This window comes from Rhodococcus sp. 15-725-2-2b (assembly GCF_002259075.1).
Lineage (GTDB): Bacteria > Actinomycetota > Actinomycetes > Mycobacteriales > Mycobacteriaceae > Rhodococcoides.
Map to the genome: position 1 here is coordinate 288,078 of NZ_NPFL01000020.1, position 14,686 is coordinate 302,763.

Below are 14,686 nucleotides of genomic sequence, written 5' to 3' on the forward strand. Positions count from 1 at the left end.
GAACTACCTCAGATCGCCGCGGGCGGCCTCGTATGCGGCACCGACACGGTAGAGCCGCTCGTCCGCGAACGCCGGAGCCATGATCTGCAGACCGACGGGCAGTCCGTCCTCGGAAGCAAGACCCGACGGCACCGACATCGCGCAGTGACCCGCGAGGTTCGTGGGCAGGGTGCACAGGTCGTTGAGATACATCGCCATCGGATCGTCGACCTTGTCCCCCAACGGAAATGCCGTGGTCGGGGTAGTCGGCGACACCAGCACGTCGACCTTCTCGTACGCGGCGTCGAAGTCACGGGCGATCAGGGTGCGCACCTTCAGGGCAGAGCCGTAGTAGGCGTCGTAGTATCCCGCGGAGAGGGCATAGGTCCCGATCATGATGCGACGCTTGACTTCCGGTCCGAACCCCTGTGCGCGCGTGGTGGCCATGACCTGCTCGGCGCTGTGTCTGCCGTCGTCACCCGCCCGCAACCCGTACCGCATGCCGTCGAACCGAGCCAGGTTGGACGACACCTCCGACGGAAGAATCAGATAGTAGGCGGCCAGTGCGTGCACGAAGTTGGGGCACGACACCTCGACCACCTCGGCACCGAGTTCGGTCAGTGTCGCCACCGCGGCGTCGAAGGACGAGATGACACCGGGCTGGTACTTGTCCGAGTGCAATTCCTTGACGACACCGACACGCACTCCGGTCAGGTCACCGCGAGCACCCTCTCGTGCCGCCTCGACCACCGGTCGAACTGCAGTCTCCACCGACGTGGAGTCGCGCGAGTCGTAGCCGGCGATGACCTCGTGCAGCAACGCGGTATCGAGCACGGTTCGACCGCACGGGCCACCCTGATCGAGAGAGGAGGCACAGGCGATCAGTCCGTAGCGCGAGACGCTGCCGTAGGTCGGCTTGGTTCCCACGGTGCCGGTGAGCGCCGCCGGCTGGCGGATCGATCCTCCGGTGTCGGTGCCGATGGCCAGCGGGGCCTGGTACGACGCTAGCGCCGCAGCACTGCCGCCGCCCGAGCCACCGGGGATGCGGGTGGTGTCCCAGGGGTTCTTGGTCGGTCCGTAGGCCGAGTTCTCGGTGGACGAGCCCATCGCGAACTCGTCCATGTTGGTCTTGCCCAGCACCGGAATGCCCGCGGCCCGCAGCTTCGTGGTGAGCGTCGCGTCGTACGGCGACATCCACCCGTCGAGAATCTTCGATCCGGCCGTCGTCGGCATGTCGGTCGTGGTGAACACGTCCTTGAGGGCCAGCGGCACGCCTGCCAGAGCCGAAGCAGGTGCGTGTCCGGCGGACAATCCCGCATCGACGTCGGTCGCCGCTGCGAGTGCCTCGGATCCTGCGACGTGCAGAAAAGCGTGCAGGTCACCATCGACCTCGGAGATCCGGTCGAGATGCGCCTGAGTCACCTCGACGGCGCTGACCTCACGCGCATGGATTCGGGTGGCGAGCTCGGACGCGTCGAGCTTCGTCAGGTCGGTCATTCGCTCTCTCCCAGAATCTGCGGCACCGCGAAACGGCCCTCCTCGGCGTTCGGTGCGCCGGACAGTGCCTGTTCCGGCGTCAGGCCTGGAACGATCACGTCGGGACGCGTCACGTTCACGATGTCGCTGGGGTTGGCGGTCGGTGGGACGTCGTCGGTTGCCACCTCCGCCACCGTCTTGACGTGATGAAGAATCGAATCCAACTGGCCGGCGAACTCGTCGAGTTCGGCGTCGCTGAGAGCCAAGCGCGACAGCCGGGCGAGGTGAGCGACCTCGTCGCGGGAGATGTCTGGCACCGCGTAGACCCCTTTCGGACATAGGAGCGGAGCCTGCAGAAGCGGCCCCGTATTCGTGCAGAGCGAACCTCGTGGGTTCGCGAACGCGGTCCAGCCTAGTGCGCAGCATTACGCGGACTTCACTCACGCCTCGCGGCCGCGTGGAGTGTCGGAATTGTCACGGCCCGCGTTGCGCGACGTACCCGACGGGTCGAAGATGCAAGGATTGCTCGCGCCGGGGTGCACAGTGTTCCCAGGAGCGGAGCCTGCCGAACGACCCAAGAGCGGCACGCTACTCGCCAGCAACGACCGATGACGCTGGGGTGGCCGAAATACGCCAGAAGTCGAAAGGGAGCGTGACATGTCCTACCTGCTCCGCGTCCAACTGCCGGATCGGCCGGGCAGCCTCGGATCGTTGGCCGTCGCGCTCGGTTCGGTCGGGGCGGACATCCTCTCCCTCGACGTCATCGAACGCGGTGACGGTTACGCAGTCGACGATCTTGTGGTCGACGTCGCTCCGGGGTCGCTTCCCGACACGCTCATCACTGCGGCCGAGAACCTGACCGACGTTCGGGTCGATTCCATCCGCCCGTACACCGGCGTCCTCGATACGCACCGAGAACTGGAACTGATCGATCGGGTCGCGGCGGCGTCCGACGACCGACTTCAGGTGCTCGTCGACGGAGCCCCCCGCGTTCTGCGGGTGGGGTGGAGCACAGTCGTTGCCACCAACGCACACGGCCCGTTCCGTCTGGTGGGCAGCTCGGGGGCTCCCGAGACGCACGCCGCCGAGCTGCCCTGGTTCCCACTGAACGCCCCTGCCGCTCTGGACTCGGACGCCGACTGGGTGCCCCAGGTCTGGCGGGACATGGACACCAAGATCGCCGCGGCTCCCCTCGGTACCACCGGAACCGTGCTGATGTTGGGCAGGCCCGGGGGCCCGGAGTTCAGGCCCTCGGAGATCGCCCGACTCGGGTATCTCGCCGGCATCGTCGCGACGGTTCTGAACTGACGCGTCCGAACCGACGAGTTCCCGGCCCGATCAGTCCGAGGATTCGGGTTCTGCGTCGGTCGGAGCCACGGCATCGGGGCCCTCGGTCAGAAGCAGGGTGAATCCCTCTTCGTCGAGCACCGGCACGCCGAGCTCGATCGCCTTGTCGTGCTTGGACCCCGGAGCGTCGCCGACCACAACGAACGCCGTCTTCTTCGATACCGAACCTGCAGCCTTGCCACCGCGCAGCAGAATCGCTTCCTTGGCCTCGTCACGCGAGTACGACGTGAGCGACCCGGTGACCACGATCGACAGTCCCTCGAGATTGCGCTCGATGGACGCGTCCCGCTCGTCTTCCATGCGCACGCCCGCGGCCTGCCACTTGTCGACGATGGCGCGGTGCCAGTCGACCTCGAACCACTCGGAGACTGCGGCTGCGATGGTGCCGCCCACCCCGTCGACCGCCGAGAGTTCCTCGACCGACGCTGCCCGGATTCGGTCGAGGCTGCCGAACTCCCCTGCCAATGCGCGCGCTGCCGAGGGACCGACGTGCCGGATGGACAGACTGACCAGCACCCGCCACAGCGGCTGGTTCCGTGCGGTGGCCAGGTTGTCGAGCAACTTTCGACCGGTGGCGGACAACGCCCCGGACTTAGTGCGGAAGATCGCCGTCTTCATCAGATCGTCCTCGGTGAGCGAGAACAGGTCACCTTCGTCCTCGATGGCCCCGGTGGCCAACAGGTCGGATGCGGCCTCGTAGCCGAGTCCCTCGATGTCGAATCGCTGCCGCTCGGCCACGAAGAACACCCGCTCGCGACGTTGCGCCGGGCAGAACTGCGAGTTGGGGCAGCGCAGGTCGGCGTCACCCTCCTTCGCCGGGGCCAGAGGCGTCGAGCACTCCGGGCACTCGGTGGGCATGACGAACTCGGTCTCGGCACCGGTCCTGGCGTCGACGACGGGGCCGAGAACCTCCGGAATGACCTCTCCCGCTTTGCGAATGGTCACCGTGTCGCCGATCAGAACGCCTTTGCGCTTGACCTCCGACCCGTTGTGCAGCGTCGCCAGCGACACCGTCGAGCCGGCCACGAGCACCGGCGTCATGTAGGCGAACGGCGTCACTCTGCCCGTGCGGCCGACGCTGACCCGGATGTCGAGCAGCGTCGTGGTGACCTCCTCGGGTGGGTACTTGTACGCGATCGCCCACCGCGGCGCGCGAGACGTCGTCCCCAGTCGACGATGCAGCGACATGTCGTCGATCTTGACGACCAGGCCGTCGATCTCGTGTTCGACGTCGTGTCGGTGCTGGTCCCAGTAGACGACCTTCTCGATGACGGCGTCGACGCCCTGCACTCGGGTCGTGTGGGTGGAAATGGGCAGACCCCAGGCGCGGAGAGCCTCGTAGGCGTGCCATTGCGACTCGGGCGTGAAACCCACCATGCGACCGAAGCCGTGGCAGATCATTCCCAGACGCCGCTTGGAGGTGACCGCCGGATTCTTCTGTCGCAGCGACCCTGCCGCCGAATTTCGTGGATTCGCGAACGGGGGCTTGCCCTCCGCCACCAGTGCGGCGTTGAGCGCCTGGAAGTCCTCCAGCCGGAAGAAGACCTCGCCGCGCACTTCCAACAGCTCCGGGACGGGGTACTGCTCGCTCCCGGTCAGGGTGTCCGGGATGTCGTCGATCGTGCGCGCGTTGAGCGTCACGTCCTCCCCGGTACGTCCGTCACCTCGGGTGGCGCCGCGCACGAGCGTGCCGTTCTCGTACACCAGATTCAATGCGACGCCGTCGATCTTGACCTCGCACAGATACTCCAGATCCGGCCCTGCTTCGGTCTCGACCCGTTTGGCCCAGGCTCGTAGCTCGTCGTGATCGAACACGTTGTCCAAGCTCAACATTCGTTCCAGGTGGTCCACGGCGGTGAATTCCGTGGCGAAGCCGCCCCCGACGAGTTGGGTCGGTGAATCCGCCGTGCGCAGATCCGGATGCGCCTCTTCCAGCTCGTTCAGCTCGCGCAGCAGGGCATCGAACTCGCCGTCGGACACGATCGGCGAATCTCGGACGTAGTAGCGAAACTGGTGCCCGCGAACTTCCTCGGCCAGCGTCTGCCATCGCTCGCGATCGGCAGAGGACGCAGCATCGAGTTCAACACCGACCGTCCCTGCGCTGTCGTCGGTTCCTGCGGGTGATTCGGTCGGCTCGGGCACGTATCGAAGATTATCCGACCCCACCGACAGTGCCCCATCGGCCGACACCGTGCGGCTAGCGACCCATGAGTCCCAGCAGCAATGTCGCGGCGACGATCGCCACCGCGCAGATTCCGGCGGTCAGAGCGAAGCCGGTCACGAAAGAGTCCGCGTAGATGCCGCCGAGCACGGACGCCATCACCGACAACAGCACTCCGGCGGGTAGTCCACGTCGCTGGGCATCCGATAGCCGATACATCGCACGATCATCGCAGAGGTCGCACCCGAGCACACCGGCGCATCGACGCATCGACGCACGTCGGTTCGAGGCCTCAGATCTCTTCGACGACCAAACTGTTTCCACCGGACTGTTTGGACCGGTACATCGCCGCATCCGCCGTACGGGCTGCTCTGCCGACGACGGACGTACCGACGTCCCACAGAGCCGAGTCCTCGCGCAGCAACGCCATTCCCACGCTGACGGTGACGGGGATGTCGTCGCGGCGGTCCCAGAGGACCCGAACGATGTCGAAGCCGAGATCGACCATCCCCCGCGCATCACCGACCATGGCGACGAGGAACTCTTCGCCACCGGTTCGAGCGAGCACTCCCCCCTGATGCCGGACCACGCGGCGCAGCCGATCTGCGACCCGCACGATCACTTCGTCGCCGCGGCTGTGCCCGAATCGGTCGTTGACGGCCTTGAACTTGTCGATGTCGACAACCAGGAAAGCCATGGACATGCCGCGCTTACCGGCTTCGTGCCACAAGTCCAGCAGTTCACTGTCGATGCCGCGCCGGTTGTACACCCCGGTCAGGGGATCGAGAACCGACCGCTTGGCGTCGTTGGACAGCGTCGTCCAGGCCACCTGAGCGAACACCGGTACTCCCACCGTCGCCAGGAGCAGAACCACCGTCGCCGTCACCACCGCGGGCCCGTCGATGTAGTCCACCTCGTCGCTCGTCACCGACAGGAAGGTGCGGATACCGAAACCGACGATGAACGTTGCGGTCCACACCAGATGCGCCACCAGCAGTCGCGGACTGAGGAAGTAGGTGCAGAACGCTCCTGTGACGGCGAACAACACCGTTCCGATCAGGGACGCGACAGGCGCGTACAGAATCAACACCGAGGTCGTGAGAATGTCCCCGAAGGCCAGGAACGCGACGAAGAACTTCTTTCCCGGGATCGGGCCGAGCACGCACCGGGCGGCGACGAACACCTGAGTGACCAGAACGAAGAGGACCCAGCCGATGGCCGTCGGTCCCTGCGGCCCGAGATCGCTGAACAGCATCAAGATCGAGGTGACGGCGTACATCAGCGTGGCGGTGCCGAACACCACGCGGATGATCCCGGTCAGCGGACGGGTCGATCTGTGATTGATGATCCACTCGAAATCGTGCGGCGCTCGGTACCAGTCGGAGGTGGCCGCGGCCAGTTTCGCCACGAGTCCTCGACGGTGCCTGCCGGAACGCCGGAGGGAGGCGACCTCGTCGAAGTCGCGACCACCTGATGCCATTTCCGAACTCCCGCGTGTTCAACAGACCCCCGACGGCCATGTGAATAGTGTCACACCTGTTCGGCGTCCTAACAGCAGTGGGTTCGATCGGCCCGAAGTCGACAGCGTTTCACTCCGAGCGGCTGTGTGATCTCACAACGAATCGGGGGAATCCGCGAACGCGGCAGCCACGTCGCGGGCGAGTCCTGTTGCGCGACGGGCCCACTCCGGTGTACTTCCGGACAATCCACATGCAGGCGTCACGGAGATATGGGAGGCGAGAATCGATCTGTCGAATCCGAGTCGGTCGATCAACGTGACGCCCGGCTCGGCCAGTTCGCGCCAATGCGGTGGCCGCTCCGGCGTTTCGGACGGAATCAACCCGAGCATCAGTGTCTTGCCGGATTGCAGCAGCTCGCCGACTCCGTCGAAATCGCTGCGGCGCAGCGCAGTCGCGTCGACGGCGACTGCGACCGCGCGCGAACGGCGAAGCAGATCGAACGGAACGTCGCCGGCACAACAGTGGACGGCAACGGGACGATCGATCGTCTCGATCAACGAATCGAGCAGGTCGAGAACATCCGGTTCCGGGACTGCCCGCACAGAATCGAGCCCGGTGATGCCCGTCAGGCTGCCGGCCAGAACGGCTGCGAGACTGGGTTCGTCGAGCTGAACGAGGACGTCGACTCCGAGCCGACGCGTCACTTCCGCGCAGTGCAGGCGCAGTCCCTCGCCGAGGGATTCGGCGAAATGCCGCAGCGCACCGCGATCGGTCAGGGCCCGATGCCCGTGCCGAAGTTCGACCTGCGCCGCCATCGTGAACGGACCGGCCGCCTGGACCTTGATGGTGCGGCCGCTGCCGCGAAGCCCCGACACCTCCCACAGTTCCTCGAGCACGTCGAGGTCCTCGGCCAGGAAATCGGTCGCCCGCCGGCCGGCGAGCATCGGGCGTGGCACGACGCGATAACCGGAGGTGCGCACGTCGAGCTCGACGTCGACCATGATGGCTCCGGTGCGTCCGATCATGTCCGCACCGAGGCCGCGAGCCGGAAGTTCGACGACGTGTGGGAGCTCGGTGAACTCCCCGACGACGACCGCAGCGGCCTCACGGATGTCGGTGCCCGGCCACGAACCGATGCCGGTCGCCAGTCCAGCGAAGACGCCCGGGGTCACTCGCGCTCGGATCGAGTACCCGAGATGGTCGAGCTGCCGATGACGATGTCGCCGTGAATGTCCTTGCGGTACAGCACCGCAGCCTGGCCCTTGGCCACACCGGTCAGTGGAGCCCGCAGTTGGATCTCCATGCCGTCACCCGCTGCCTCGGCGACCGCCTCGGTCAGTCCGCCGTGCGCACGGACCTGGACGACGCACTCGATGGGGCCGGTCGGGGCGGTACCTTCGGTCCATACCGCGCGATCTCCACTGATCGCCCAGACGTCGAGCTTCTGTGCCGAGCCGACCATGACGGTGCCACTGTCGGGTTCGATCGACGTCACGTAGCGGGGACGGCCGTCCGCGGCCGGGCCTTCCACGCCGAGGCCCTTGCGTTGCCCGATGGTGAACCCGTGCACGCCTTCGTGATCGGCCAGTTCGGCTCCGGTCTCGGAGTCGACGACCTTGCCCGGGCGTACGCCGATCCGCGCGCCGAGGAATGCGCGAGTGTCGCCCGACGGGATGAAGCAGATGTCGTGACTGTCCGGCTTGTCGGCGACGGCCAACCCACGCTCGGCAGCCTCCTCGCGAATCTCGGACTTCGGAGTGTCCCCGATGGGGAACATCGCACGCGAGAGCTGGGCCCGGTTCAGCACGGCCAACACGTACGACTGATCCTTGTCCGCGTCCACGGCACGTCGCAGCACTCCGTCGTGCAGTTGCGCGTAGTGCCCGGTCGCGACGGCATCGAAGCCCAGTGCGAGAGCGCGGTCGGCCAGAGCGGAGAACTTGATCTTCTCGTTGCAGCGCAGGCACGGATTCGGGGTCTCACCTGCGGCATAGGACGCGACGAAATCGTCGATGACGTCCTCTTTGAAGCGATCCGCGAAATCCCATACGTAGAAAGGGATTCCGAGTACGTCGGCAGCTCGACGAGCGTCACCGGCGTCTTCCTTGGAGCAGCAACCACGTGAACCGGTGCGCAGAGCGCCGGGAGCGGTCGACAGAGCCAGGTGCACACCGACGACGTCGTGGCCCTCGTCCACGGCACGGGCCGCGGCAACGGCCGAGTCGACTCCCCCGCTCATAGCAGCCAGAACACGCATCAGCGATTTCCTCCTCGAGCTCCGACGCCGGCCAATCCGGCGGCACGAGCGCGTTCGACGACCTGCGGCAGAGCCGCAAGCACAGTGGTGACGTCCGATTCGGACGAGCCGGTTCCCAACGAGAACCGCAGTGATCCGCGGGCGACGGCCGGATCGCACCCGAGCGCGATCAGAACATGACTGGCGCTGGCCACGCCGGCAGTGCACGCCGAGCCCGTCGAGCATTCTATGCCTGCCGCATCGAGCAACATCAACAGCGAATCACCCTCGCATCCGGGAAAGGTGAAGTGCACGTTCCCGACCAGCCGATCGTCGCCTTCCGGCCCGTTGAGGACGGCGTCGGGAACGGCGTCTCTGATCCCGACGATCAACCGGTCGCGCAGTGCTCTCAGTTCGGCGCGGTGCCGCGACGAGTTCTCGACGGTCGTACGCAGCGCAGCCGCCATGGCCACGACGCCCGCAGTGTCCGGAGTGCCCGATCGAACGTCTCGCTCGTGCCCCCCGCCGTGGAAGAGCGGAACGCACGGGACCTGGCGGCCGAGCAGAAGTGCACCGACCCCCTGCGGTCCACCGAACTTGTGTGCCGCGATGCTGAGCGCGGACAGACCGCTCTCGGCGAAGCCGACGGGCAGATGCGGCACCGCCTGGACCGCGTCACTGTGCATCGGAACTCCGTATTCGGCGGCCACGGCCGCGAGCTCGGCGACCGGCATGACGGTTCCGATCTCGTTGTTGGCCCACATCACGGTCACGAGCGCAGTCTCGTCGGCATGCAGGGCCAGCTCGGCGCGCAGCGCGTCCGGAGTGACTCGCCCCTCTGTGTCGACCGGGAGCCAGGTGACGCTCGCACCTTCGTGTGCGACGAGCCACTCCACCGCGTCGAGCACCGCGTGATGCTCCACCGAACTGGCGATGATCCTGGTCAGTGCGGGGTCCGAATCGCGCCGGGCCGCGAAGATGCCCTTGACGGCGAGGTTGTCGCTCTCGGTACCACCGGAGGTGAAGATCACCTCGGACGGGCGCGCGCCGAGGTCCGCAGCGATCGACTCGCGCGATTCCTCCACTCGGCGCCGAGCGGACCGCCCGGAGGTGTGCAGCGAGGACGCGTTGCCCACCGTGGCGAACACAGCGGTCATCGCCTCGATCGCGCTCGGCAGCATCGGGGTCGTCGCTGCGTGATCGAGGTACACCGGTGGCCGCGGCGGGACGGAAGCAGTCGTACTGCGCACTGAAGGCATAACAGGCTAGACGATACCCGCTGCCGTGACCGCGGACCTACCTGCGCGAGGCGGGTCCGCGGTCACGGTGATCGATGCTCGTTCAGGCCGCCGCAACCGTCGGCGGCATCGGCCTGCGTTCGGACTCGGCCATCACCTCGTGCACGGTGGGGTCGAAGACGTCCTTCCCGTATCGTTCCGCAAGCTCCACTCCGTCGCGTCGAATCGCCACCTCGCATCGTCGAGCGAGGTCGCGTCGATCGCCACCGGGTGCCTCCGGGGCGGTGAACTCCACCTCGGCACGCAGGCCTCGCAATCGGAAGATCCGGCCGATGGATGCGCCGATCGTCTCGTCCCCCACGAAGCACGTAGCGGTGGTCTGTTCGCCGGTCCGGTCGAGGTAGCGCAGTCGAATCGGCTGTACCCAGGTCTCCGAATCGATCGCGGCCTGAAGCAGCGCAGGCCGAAGCGAGCCGTACGCGCGACCACACCAGGTGGTGGCTTCGGGGAAGACGACGACCGATCCGCCTGCGCGGACGCGATCGGCCACCTGATCGACGACGCCGGGGAGCTGATGCAGTCGAGCTCGATCGATCGGAAGTACCTTCATGGCCCGCGCGAGGCGGCCGAGCACCGGCCAGTCGATGAGGTCGGCACGCGCGACGAAGGTCGACGGCTGTACCGCAGTGAGTACCACGACGTCGGTCCAGGAGATGTGACCGGCGACGTGCAGTGCGCCTGCAGCGGTTCGGGAGCGTTCCCGCTCCGAGCGGGCGTCGAGCACGGTCAGGTCGATTCCGATCGCGAACAGCAGGGTCCGAGCGCCGATCCGCGTCAGCGAACGGCGAACCCGCGGGAACGGGACCCCGAGGACGACCAGCACCGGCAGTAACCCGAACGCGGCCAGCGCCAGTACGACTCGCAGCACGAGGACGATTCGTCCCACCGTCGGTGGGTTCTTCGGCAGACAGCCGTCACTGCACGGCGACGACGGCATCCACGCGTGCTCGATCGGTCGAGTCACCGGACACCCGACTCGAACGTCGTTGCTGCCGAGCGCAAGCGGTCGAGATAGCGAGTGTTGGCCTCGTGCAGGCCGAGCACCGCGACGAAGTCCGCGACACCGAATTCGGGATCGTGGGCGGGCTCACCACAGATGGAGGCACCGAGCCGAAGGTAGCCGTTCATCAACGGCGGCATCGTCGTTCGCGTCGCGGGTTCGATGTCGATCAGGTCCACCCCGTCGACGACGACCGGAGAGTACGGCCTGACCCGACGGTCGAGCGGCGTGGCGTGCTTGCTCAACAGGCGGTCTCGAACACTGCGAACGTTGGCCCCGATGGGGTCCCCCGGTGCCGACTGCATGGGCACCGACACGCAGCCCATCACCCACTCGTATCCCGTCACATCGAGGTAGTGCAGGATTCCTGCCCACATGAGCCCAAGGACGGATCCGGACCGATGATCGGGATGAACTGCAGCCCTTCCCATTTCGACGATATTCATGCCGACGGGATCGAGTGCGGATATATCGAATTCGGTTGCCGTGTAATACCCACCGGCAGAGACGGCGGCCTGCGGCGGCAACATGCGGTAGCAGCCGACGAACGTGTCGGTCCACTGGTCACGAACGAGCAGGTGATCACAGAATTCGTCGAACCGATCGGCGTCGAGGCCGTCGGTATCGGTGGGAACGGAAAATCCCGGCTCGGAAGCGAACACCTCGTAGCGCAGACGCTGCGCGGCGAGTCGGTGCTCCGGGTCGGTGGACAACACGAGCGAGTAGCGGTCGGTGGCCGGGACGATCGATGCAGTCGAGCTCATGACGGAAGTGGTCATGAGGTGTGTCTAACGATCGGGGAAGGCCACCGGGCATCGTCGGGGAAACGTGTCGGAAGAGTTTGCGTGAACAAGGTTGCGCCGATCGACACGACAGGCCCTCACCGCGCGGGCGGTGAGGGCCTGTCGGGGAACAGCGCTCAGAGCTATCCCTTGTGCTTCTTGACTGCCTCGGTCAGCTGCGGTGCGACGTTGAAGAGGTCACCGACGATGCCGTAGTCGGCGATCTCGAAGATGGGCGCTTCCTCGTCCTTGTTGACAGCGACGATCGTCTTCGAGGTCTGCATGCCTGCACGGTGCTGGATGGCTCCGGAGATACCCAGTGCGACGTACAGCTGCGGGGAGACGGTCTTACCCGTCTGACCCACCTGGAACTGGCCCGGGTAGTAGCCGGAGTCGACAGCGGCGCGCGAAGCACCGACTGCGGCACCGAGCGAGTCGGCCAGCTCCTCGACGACGGAGAACTTGTCGGCACTGCCGACACCGCGTCCACCGGACACGACGACCGACGCCTCGGTGAGCTCCGGACGGTCGCCGCCGACGATCGGGTCACGCGAGGTGACCTTGACGGCCCCTTCTTCCTGCGCGGGGACCTCGACGGTTTCGCGGGTGCCCGCTCCGGCCTTCGGCTCGGCCTCGACTGCACCGGGGCGCAGCGAGATGACCGGAACGTCGCCGTTGGCCTTGGCCTCGACGGTGAACGCGCCACCGAAGATGGAGTAGACGGCACTGCCGTCGCCGTTCAGTGCGACGACGTCGTTGTGGTAGCCCGAGCCGAGGCGTGCTGCGAGTCGACCCGCAACTTCCTTGCCCTCGATCGTGGCTGCGGTGATGATCGCCGCAGGCGAGACCGACTCCGCAAGAGCCGACAGCACGTCGACCTTCGGGGTGACCAGGAATCCGTCGACCGCGTCGGATTCGGCGGCGTAGATCTTCTCGGCACCGGCTTCGGTCAGCGCGTCGGCGACCTTGTCGGTGGTGCCGACCGGGCCGGTGACGACCGCGGACGGCTCACCCAGCGCACGAGCGGCGGTGATCAGCTCGGTGCTGACCTTCTTCAGTGTTCCCTCGACGTGCTCCACGAGCACGAGTACTTCTGCCATGACTTGCTCCTCGTTTGTCTTCGATTGCTCGGTGGGGCGGGATCAGATGATCTTCTGGCCGACGAGGTAGGTGGCGATCTTGTCGCCGCCGTCGCCCTCGTCGGTGAGCCGCTCGCCTGCAGTCTTGGGAGGCTTGGGGGTGGACGACGTGACGGTCGTTCCCGCGTTGTCGACGCCGACGATGCCGTCCTCGACACCGATGTCGGCCAGCGTGATGGTCTGCACCGTCTTCTTCTTGGCGGCCATGATGCCCTTGAACGACGGGAAGCGCGGTTCGTTGATCTTCTCGGTGACGCTCACGATGGCGGGCAACGCGGCTTCGAGGCCGAAGATGCCTTCGTCGGTCTCCCGCTCGCCGGTGACCTTGCCGTCCGCGACGGTGAGCTTGCGCAGCTGCGTCAGGGCCGGGATCTGCAGGTATTCGGCGATGATCGCCGGAACGGCACCGGTGCGGCCGTCGGTGGCCTCGTTGCCTGCGATGATGAGATCGGCCGGCTCGTCGTTCTCGAATGCGACGTTGCCGAGCGCTGCGGCCAGCGCGTACCCGGTCTGGATCGCGTCGGAGCCGTGCAGGGTCGGGTCGTTGAGGTGCACTGCGCTGTCTGCACCCATCGACAGGGCCTTGCGGATGGCATCGGTGGCGCGATCGGGGCCTGCGGACAGAACCTTGACCTCACCGCCCTGGGCTTCCTTGATGAGCAGTGCCTCTTCGACGGCCCGCTCGTTGATCTCGTCGAGGACGGCGTCGGCAGCCTCGCGATCGAGGGTGTAGTCACCGTCGGTGAGCTTGCGCTCGGACCACGTGTCTGGAACCTGCTTGATCAAAACAACGATGTTCGTCATGGGTCTGCGTCGACCTCCTGGTCATGTTCTGCTGATCGTGAGTGTTCTAACGGTTCGTGCAGTTCTACGGTCTGGGACGAGGTTACCTCACCGTAGTTACCCGTGGGTAACATACCTCCCTGCCTGTCCGACCATACATCTGTACCCCGACTGTTATGGAGACCACGTTGGCTTACCTCCCCCGCGTCTCCACTAACCTTTCGTCGGTGAACGATTCATCGGCTCAGGCACCGGCACCGGCACCACTGCCCCTCACCGGGGAGCGCACCGTGCCCGGCATCGCCGAGGAGAACTACTGGTTCCGCCGCCACGAGGTGGTCTACCGCGCACTCGTCGAGCACTGCCGCGACCGAACGGTGCTGGAAGCGGGATCGGGAGAAGGCTACGGAGCCAACATGATTGCCGATGTCGCGACGACAGTCCTCGGTCTCGACTACGACAGGTCGGCCGCCGCGCACGTGCACGCCCGCTACCCGAGGGTGACGATGCTGCGCGGCAACCTCGACCGCCTCCCGGTCGCCGATTCCTCGATCGACGTCGTCGTCAATTTCCAGGTGATCGAGCACCTCTGGGATCAGGGTGCGTTCCTCGCCGAGGTGCACCGAGTGCTTGCGCCCGGCGGCATTCTGTTGATCAGCACGCCCAACCGCATCACGTTCTCGCCCGGACGCGACACCCCGCTCAACCCGTTCCACACCCGCGAACTCGACGCGGCCGAACTCACCGAGCTTCTCGTGGACGCTCGGCTCGAGGTCGACGAAATCACCGGAGTCCGGCACGGACGCACGCTGGCCGCACTCGACGCCAAGCACGGCGGTTCGTTCATCGACGCACAGATCGAACGGGCCCTGGCCGGTGAGCCCTGGCCGGCCGAACTCACCGAGGACGTCGCGGCCATCTCGATCGAGGACTTCGACATCGCCGCCGACCGCATCGACGACAGCCTCGATCTGGTCGCAGTCGCCCGCAAGAGTTCGAGCGCGGTGATCGGGTGACATCCGGTG

The 14,686-nt window shown here is 66.3% G+C and carries 14 protein-coding genes; 2 read left to right on the plus strand and 12 right to left on the minus strand.

The window, feature by feature from the left end; translation table 11 throughout:
- Positions 1-3 precede the first annotated feature (3 nt).
- Both gatA and gatC read right to left on the minus strand, forming a co-directional pair.
- Positions 4-1,476 carry an Asp-tRNA(Asn)/Glu-tRNA(Gln) amidotransferase subunit GatA gene (gatA, locus tag CH306_RS24105; RefSeq protein WP_094648114.1) on the minus strand — a complete coding sequence of 491 codons (1,473 nt, stop codon included), beginning with the start codon at positions 1,474-1,476 and terminating at the stop codon, positions 4-6.
- Entirely contained in the window at positions 1,473-1,772 is a 300-nt protein-coding gene (gene gatC, locus CH306_RS24110) for an Asp-tRNA(Asn)/Glu-tRNA(Gln) amidotransferase subunit GatC (RefSeq protein ID WP_032397745.1), read from the minus strand. Before gatC ends, gatA begins: the two co-directional genes overlap by 4 nt.
- A 340-nt stretch (positions 1,773-2,112) precedes the next feature.
- Between gatC and CH306_RS24115 the strand changes: the two genes are divergently transcribed.
- Positions 2,113-2,763 (plus strand): amino acid-binding protein, encoded by a 651-nt coding sequence (locus CH306_RS24115; protein ID WP_032397744.1) that lies wholly within the window; start codon positions 2,113-2,115, stop codon positions 2,761-2,763.
- Positions 2,764-2,793: 30 nt separating this feature from the next.
- Here the strand turns inward: CH306_RS24115 and ligA are convergent, their stop codons facing one another.
- The 10 genes from ligA to CH306_RS24165 form a co-directional block, all read right to left on the minus strand.
- Positions 2,794-4,944, minus strand: a complete 2,151-nt coding sequence (gene ligA, locus CH306_RS24120) for an NAD-dependent DNA ligase LigA (protein WP_176459312.1) — start codon at positions 4,942-4,944, stop codon at positions 2,794-2,796.
- A gap of 55 nt (positions 4,945-4,999) precedes the next feature.
- Entirely contained in the window at positions 5,000-5,182 is a 183-nt protein-coding gene (locus CH306_RS24125; RefSeq protein WP_032398339.1) for a hypothetical protein, read from the minus strand.
- Between the two features lie 73 nt (positions 5,183-5,255).
- Positions 5,256-6,443, minus strand: coding sequence for a GGDEF domain-containing protein (locus CH306_RS24130; RefSeq protein ID WP_052050278.1), 1,188 nt, complete (start codon positions 6,441-6,443; stop codon positions 5,256-5,258).
- A 132-nt stretch (positions 6,444-6,575) separates the two neighbouring features.
- Positions 6,576-7,595 (minus strand): methionine synthase, encoded by a 1,020-nt coding sequence (locus CH306_RS24135; RefSeq protein WP_094631808.1) that lies wholly within the window; start codon positions 7,593-7,595, stop codon positions 6,576-6,578.
- Entirely contained in the window at positions 7,592-8,680 is a 1,089-nt protein-coding gene (gene mnmA / locus CH306_RS24140) for a tRNA 2-thiouridine(34) synthase MnmA (protein ID WP_032397742.1), read from the minus strand. Before mnmA ends, CH306_RS24135 begins: the two co-directional genes overlap by 4 nt.
- Positions 8,680-9,918, minus strand: a complete 1,239-nt coding sequence (locus CH306_RS24145; protein WP_052050274.1) for a cysteine desulfurase family protein — start codon at positions 9,916-9,918, stop codon at positions 8,680-8,682. Before CH306_RS24145 ends, mnmA begins: the two co-directional genes overlap by 1 nt.
- 82 nt (positions 9,919-10,000) lie before the next feature.
- Positions 10,001-10,921, minus strand: a complete 921-nt coding sequence (locus tag CH306_RS24150; protein ID WP_254924400.1) for a lysophospholipid acyltransferase family protein — start codon at positions 10,919-10,921, stop codon at positions 10,001-10,003.
- On the minus strand, positions 10,918-11,736 hold the full coding sequence (locus CH306_RS24155) for a GNAT family N-acetyltransferase (RefSeq protein WP_094631809.1): 819 nt from the start codon (positions 11,734-11,736) through the stop codon (positions 10,918-10,920). Before CH306_RS24155 ends, CH306_RS24150 begins: the two co-directional genes overlap by 4 nt.
- Before the next feature lie 146 nt (positions 11,737-11,882).
- Positions 11,883-12,839 carry an electron transfer flavoprotein subunit alpha/FixB family protein gene (locus CH306_RS24160; RefSeq protein ID WP_032397739.1) on the minus strand — a complete coding sequence of 319 codons (957 nt, stop codon included), beginning with the start codon at positions 12,837-12,839 and terminating at the stop codon, positions 11,883-11,885.
- A gap of 42 nt (positions 12,840-12,881) precedes the next feature.
- Positions 12,882-13,682, minus strand: a complete 801-nt coding sequence (locus CH306_RS24165; RefSeq protein WP_032397738.1) for an electron transfer flavoprotein subunit beta/FixA family protein — start codon at positions 13,680-13,682, stop codon at positions 12,882-12,884.
- Positions 13,683-13,837: 155 nt separating this feature from the next.
- Between CH306_RS24165 and CH306_RS24170 the strand changes: the two genes are divergently transcribed.
- The gene (locus tag CH306_RS24170; protein ID WP_094631810.1) at positions 13,838-14,677 is read left to right on the plus strand and encodes a class I SAM-dependent methyltransferase; all 840 of its coding nucleotides are present in this window, start codon (positions 13,838-13,840) and stop codon (positions 14,675-14,677) included.
- Positions 14,678-14,686 lie beyond the last annotated feature (9 nt).

What these genes read in the sequence shown, in the direction of transcription:
- gatA (WP_094648114.1), bottom strand. Translation starts at nt 1,476, where the DNA reads ATGACCGACCTGACGAAGCTCGACGCGTCCGAGCTCGCCACCCGAATC.
- CH306_RS24115 (WP_032397744.1), top strand. Translation starts at nt 2,113, where the DNA reads ATGTCCTACCTGCTCCGCGTCCAACTGCCGGATCGGCCGGGCAGCCTC.
- CH306_RS24125 (WP_032398339.1), bottom strand. Translation starts at nt 5,182, where the DNA reads ATGTATCGGCTATCGGATGCCCAGCGACGTGGACTACCCGCCGGAGTG.
- CH306_RS24130 (WP_052050278.1), bottom strand. Translation starts at nt 6,443, where the DNA reads ATGGCATCAGGTGGTCGCGACTTCGACGAGGTCGCCTCCCTCCGGCGT.
- mnmA (WP_032397742.1), bottom strand. Translation starts at nt 8,680, where the DNA reads ATGCGTGTTCTGGCTGCTATGAGCGGGGGAGTCGACTCGGCCGTTGCC.
- CH306_RS24145 (WP_052050274.1), bottom strand. Translation starts at nt 9,918, where the DNA reads ATGCCTTCAGTGCGCAGTACGACTGCTTCCGTCCCGCCGCGGCCACCG.
- CH306_RS24155 (WP_094631809.1), bottom strand. Translation starts at nt 11,736, where the DNA reads ATGACCACTTCCGTCATGAGCTCGACTGCATCGATCGTCCCGGCCACC.
- CH306_RS24160 (WP_032397739.1), bottom strand. Translation starts at nt 12,839, where the DNA reads ATGGCAGAAGTACTCGTGCTCGTGGAGCACGTCGAGGGAACACTGAAG.
- CH306_RS24165 (WP_032397738.1), bottom strand. Translation starts at nt 13,682, where the DNA reads ATGACGAACATCGTTGTTTTGATCAAGCAGGTTCCAGACACGTGGTCC.
- CH306_RS24170 (WP_094631810.1), top strand. Translation starts at nt 13,838, where the DNA reads ATGGAGACCACGTTGGCTTACCTCCCCCGCGTCTCCACTAACCTTTCG.